At 60.9% G+C, this 5,162-nt stretch carries 4 protein-coding genes; 2 read left to right on the plus strand and 2 right to left on the minus strand.

Annotated features, from left to right (window positions below; translation table 11 throughout):
- Positions 1–6 precede the first annotated feature (6 nt).
- Positions 7–456: a DUF4174 domain-containing protein gene (locus V7Q10_RS11360; RefSeq protein ID WP_333869216.1), complete on the minus strand. Its 450-nt coding sequence runs from the start codon at positions 454–456 to the stop codon at positions 7–9.
- A gap of 75 nt (positions 457–531) precedes the next feature.
- On the opposite strand from V7Q10_RS11360, the gene scpA reads away from it, so the two are divergent.
- On the plus strand, positions 532–2,661 hold the full coding sequence (gene scpA / locus V7Q10_RS11365; protein WP_333869217.1) for a methylmalonyl-CoA mutase: 2,130 nt from the start codon (positions 532–534) through the stop codon (positions 2,659–2,661).
- 142 nt (positions 2,662–2,803) lie between these two features.
- Here scpA and proS read toward each other — a convergent pair whose 3' ends face one another.
- Entirely contained in the window at positions 2,804–4,141 is a 1,338-nt protein-coding gene (proS, locus tag V7Q10_RS11370) for a proline--tRNA ligase (protein ID WP_333869218.1), read from the minus strand.
- Between the two features lie 124 nt (positions 4,142–4,265).
- Between proS and V7Q10_RS11375 the strand changes: the two genes are divergently transcribed.
- Positions 4,266–5,162, plus strand: an 897-nt coding sequence (locus tag V7Q10_RS11375; protein ID WP_333869219.1) for a hypothetical protein, incomplete at its 3' end; no start/stop codon positions are given.

Here is a 5,162-nt window from a genome sequence, read left to right on the forward strand (position 1 = left end):
AATGACCTATCGCCCCGCCGGATTGCGCTCCAGCACCTCGGCCAAGCGCGAGGGGAACTTGTCGATGCTGCGCGAGATTTCGCGCGCATCCCAAGGCAGCGGCTTGCGGATCGCCACAGAGCCGTCCTTGTCCATGATCACCAACGAAAACCCGCGCGGATGCAGGGTTTTGCGCAGCTCGGACCCCGCTTGCGGGTCGGTGTCGGTGACCAAAAGCACATCGCGGGCCTGCAAATCCAGCAGATGCGGCTGCAAGATCTCCATCTGGCGCATGAAGGATGTCTCCAGCGGGCTGTCAGAGAAAACCACCACAAGCCGGTGGACATATAGCTCATCGGCCAAGACCACGCTCGACGCGGGCACGGCGCCATAGGGTTGCGGCAGCGTCTGGGCTGACCCGGCAAAAGCAAAACCGCCCGCAAGGGCAATGACGATTGATTTCAAAACGGTGTTCATGGCCCTGATATAGGACGCCACGACACCAAAACCAAGCGGGCCGCAAGGCACTTGGGTAAAAATGAGGGAATGCAGATGGATAAGATTGCAGCATGGGCGGCTTTGGCCTCCAAGGAAATGAAGGGCGGCAACCCTGACAGCCTGACGTGGAACACCCTTGAAGGCATCGCGGTGAAACCGCTTTACACCCAAGCTGACACCCAAGGCCTGCCGCAGATCGGCGAAATGCCCGGCTTTGCGCCCTTTACCCGTGGCGTCAAAGCCACGATGTATGCAGGCCGGCCCTGGACCATCCGCCAATACGCGGGCTTTTCGACCGCCGAGGCCAGCAACGCCTTTTACCGCAAGAATTTGGCGGCAGGCCAGCAGGGCGTCTCGGTTGCTTTCGATCTGGCCACCCACCGCGGCTATGACAGCGACCACCCGCGCGTCGAAGGCGATGTCGGCAAGGCGGGCGTGGCGATTGACAGCGTCGAGGATATGAAGATCCTGTTCGACGGCATCCCCTTGGACAAAGTCTCGGTCTCGATGACGATGAACGGTGCGGTGATCCCGATCCTCGCCAGCTTTATCGTCGCGGGCGAAGAACAAGGCGTTGATCGCGCAGCCCTTTCCGGCACCATCCAGAACGATATTCTGAAAGAATTCATGGTGCGCAACACCTATGTCTATCCGCCAGAACCCTCGATGCGCATCATCGCCGATATTATCGAATATACTTCGGCCGAGATGCCAAAGTTCAACTCGATCTCGATCTCGGGCTATCACATGCAAGAGGCCGGCGCGAACCTTGTGCAGGAATTGGCCTATACTTTGGCCGATGGCCGCGAATATGTCCGCGCCGCCATCGCGCGCGGCATGGATGTCGATGCCTTTGCCGGCCGTCTCAGCTTTTTCTTCGCCATCGGTATGAACTTCTTCATGGAGGCCGCAAAGCTGCGCGCCGCCCGCCTGCTTTGGCACCGCATCATGTCCGAGTTTCATCCGCAAAAGCAGGGCAGCCTGATGCTGCGCACCCATTGCCAAACCTCGGGCGTGTCCTTGCAAGAGGCCGATCCCTATAACAACGTCATCCGCACCGCCTACGAGGCGATGTCGGCGGTGCTTGGTGGCACCCAAAGCCTGCACACCAATGCGCTGGACGAGGCGATGGGCCTGCCCACCGACTTCTCGGCCCGCATCGCGCGCAACACCCAGTTGATCTTGCAAGAAGAAACCGGCGTCACTCATGTGGTCGACCCGCTGGCCGGCAGCTACTACGTCGAAAGCCTGACCGACCAACTGGCCACCGAGGCCTGGAAGCTGATCGAAGAGGTCGAGGCGATGGGCGGCATGACCAAGGCCGTGGCCTCGGGCATGCCGAAACTGCGGATCGAGGAATCGGCCGCCAAACGCCAAGCCGCCATCGACCGCGGCACCGATGTCGTGGTCGGCGTCAACAAATACCGCTTGGCCAAAGAAGACCCGATCGACATCCTTGATATCGACAACCACGCCGTGCGCGAGGCCCAGATCGCAAGGCTCACCGCCACCCGCGCCGCCCGCGACGAGGCCGCAGCCCAAGCCGCCCTCGCCGCCCTGACCTTCGCGGCAGGACATGACGGCAACCTGCTTGCCGCCGCCGTCACCGCCGCCCGCGCCCGCGCCACCGTCGGAGAAATCAGCATGGCGATGGAAACCGTCTTTGGCCGCCACCGCGCCGAGGTCAAAACCCTCGCCGGCGTCTATGGCGCGGCCTATGAAGGCGATGCAGGCTTTGCCGCCATCCAAGCCGATGTCGAAGCCTTCGCCACTGAAGAAGGCCGCCGTCCGCGCATGCTGGTGGTGAAAATGGGCCAAGACGGCCATGATCGCGGCGCCAAAGTCATCGCCACCGCCTTTGCCGATATCGGCTTTGACGTTGATGTCGGCCCGCTGTTCCAAACCCCGGCCGAGGCCGCGCAAGACGCCATCGACAATGACGTGCATGTCATCGGCATCTCCAGCCAGGCCGCTGGCCATAAAACCCTGGCGCCAAAACTGGTCGAGGCCCTGCAAGCCGCAGGCGCGGGCGAAATTTTGGTGATCTGCGGCGGCGTCATTCCGCAACAAGATTACCAATTTCTTTATGATGCGGGCGTCAAGGCGATCTTCGGCCCCGGCACCAATATCCCCTCGGCCGCAAAAGACATCCTCGACCTGATCCGCAAAGCCCGCAGGTCTTAAAACAGCAAAGGCGGGGTCACCCCCGCCTGCAGCCACCTTCATCTGTCGTTAAATATCCCACGGGGGCAGCAAGATTTGGCCGCAGGCCAAGGCTTGCGCGGGGGTGTGAAACCCCCGCCTTGGCCGGCCAAACAAACCGGCCTCAGTGGCCTGCGTAAATCTCGACGATCCGCGCCACCGCGGCCTCTGGCGTCATCTCCTCCGAGACACCACTGCGCCGCGAGGTCAGCTCGACCAAACCATTGGCAAGCCCGCGCGGCCCGACGGTGATGCGCCAAGGCAGACCGATCAGGTCCATGGTGGCAAATTTTGCCCCCGCCCGCTCGTCGCGGTCGTCATAAAGCGCCTCAAGCCCCTTGGCGGCCAGCGCCTTGTAAAGGCTCTCGCTCGCCGCATCCGTGGCCGCATCGCCCTGCTTCAGGTTGACAATCCCCACCGGAAACGGTGTGACGCCCTCGGGCCAGATGATGCCCTTATCGTCATGGCTGGCCTCGATGATCGCGCCCAAAAGCCGCGACACACCAATGCCGTGGCTGCCCATCTCGACCGGCACTTTGCTGCCATCGGCGGTAACAACACTCGCGCCCATGGCTTCCGAGTATTTGGTGCCAAAGTAAAAGATCTGCCCAACCTCGATGCCGCGCGCCACCTTGCGGCGCTCTTCGGGAATGGCCTCGAACAGGGCGGCGTCATGGGTCTCATCAGTGCGCGCATAAAGCGTGGTGAATTCTTTGCAAACCGCAGCCACTTCCGCGCGGTTGTCGTAATCCACCGCCCGATCGCCCAGCTTCAACTCGGTCACTGCACTGTCAAAGAACACCTCCGACTCGCCAGTGGCCGCCAGCACCAAAAACTCATGCGTGTCATCGCCGCCAATCGGCCCCGAATCCGCCCGCATCGGAATTGCCGTCAGCCCCATCCGCTCGTAGGTGCGCAGATAGCTGACCATATGCCGGTTATAGGCATGCAAAGCGCTGTCGCGGTCGACGTCAAAGTTATAGCCGTCCTTCATCAAGAACTCGCGCCCGCGCATCACCCCAAACCGAGGCCGCATCTCGTCGCGGAACTTCCACTGGATGTGATAAAGCGTCAGCGGCAGGTCTTTATAGCTGGTGACATGGGCGCGGAAGATGTCGGTGATCATCTCCTCATTGGTCGGCCCATAAAGCATCTCGCGGTCCTGGCGATCCTTGATCCGCAGCATTTCCTGCCCGTAATCATCATAGCGCCCCGACTCGCGCCACAGATCGGCGGGCTGCAGCGTTGGCATCAACAAAGGAATGTGGCCTGCGCGGATTTGCTCTTCGTTCACAATGGCTTGGATGCGGTTCAACACCCGCAGACCCAAGGGCAGCCAAGAATAAATCCCCGCCGCCTGCTGCTTGATCATCCCCGCCCGCAACATATAGCGGTGCGAGACGATCTGCGCCTCGGCAGGGTTTTCCTTCAGAACGGGCAGAAAGTAACGAGAAACGCGCATGATCGCCTCATGATTAGGGTTCAGCCGTTCCTAACGGGTTGCAGCACGCGGGGCAAGAACCCTGCGCAAGGCTTGCTCGCCAGCTTTTGCTCTGCCAAGCTTCTTAAAATTGTTTGGATTTATTATGTACAGCCCAGAAGTAACGATTATCGCCATTCCACCTCAAGATTTCTGGGGAGCAACCTTCATCTTGGGGCTGCTCCTCGCCACGGGCCTGATCTATCTGGCCGTGAGCCAACCGGGCAAACCCTACCGCGCCCCTGCTTGGGAAAGCCTCTCACCGCTTGCCCTCGCGATAATCATCCCCCTTGCCATCCTCTGGGTCGCCCTTTTCCTGCTTGCTGTCTGGGCTGCTTTTTGGGCCACCTACCAACTGCTGCAGCCTCATGCCGCCACCAGCAGCCCCCAAACCTCGGGCCTTGGTGCGCTCGGTCTTGGCACGCTGCTGGGTGGGTTGCTCGGCGGCCCCTTCTTGATCTACAGCACCATGCTGAAACACCGCACCGTCGGCTTTCAAAAAGAAGGCCACCTGACCGACCGTATCTCGAAAGCTGTCGAGCAGTTGGGGGCCGAAAAGACCGTCAAGCGCGATGGCCGCGAAGAGACCCTCCCCAATATCGAGGTCCGCATCGGCGGCATCCTGTCCTTGGAACGCATCGCCCAAGACAGCACCGCCTATGACCACGGCCGCGACCATGTGCGCTGCATGGAAATTCTATGCGCCTATATCCGCGAAAACGCCCCCGCAAGCGGGGCCACGGATCACGTCTTTGGCGAATGGGAACCGCTTAAGGATGCCCCCACCGCGGAAGAACGCGAAGCGCATCTTGAAAAGGGCAAAGCACGCTTTGGTAGTTATCATTTTCAATCCCAAGTCTGCCAATGGGCGCAAAATCTGCCCGAACCCCGTGCCGATATTGCGCTTGCGTTGCGGGTTTTAGGGCGGCGAACCGCCGCGCAAAGACAGGCAGAGGCGCGCTGGGGCAAAGACGCCAGCCCCGATGCCGAATGGGTGTTTGAT

Origin of the sequence: Cypionkella sp. (assembly GCF_036782355.1) — a bacterium.
In the GTDB taxonomy this organism is placed as follows: domain Bacteria; phylum Pseudomonadota; class Alphaproteobacteria; order Rhodobacterales; family Rhodobacteraceae; genus Cypionkella.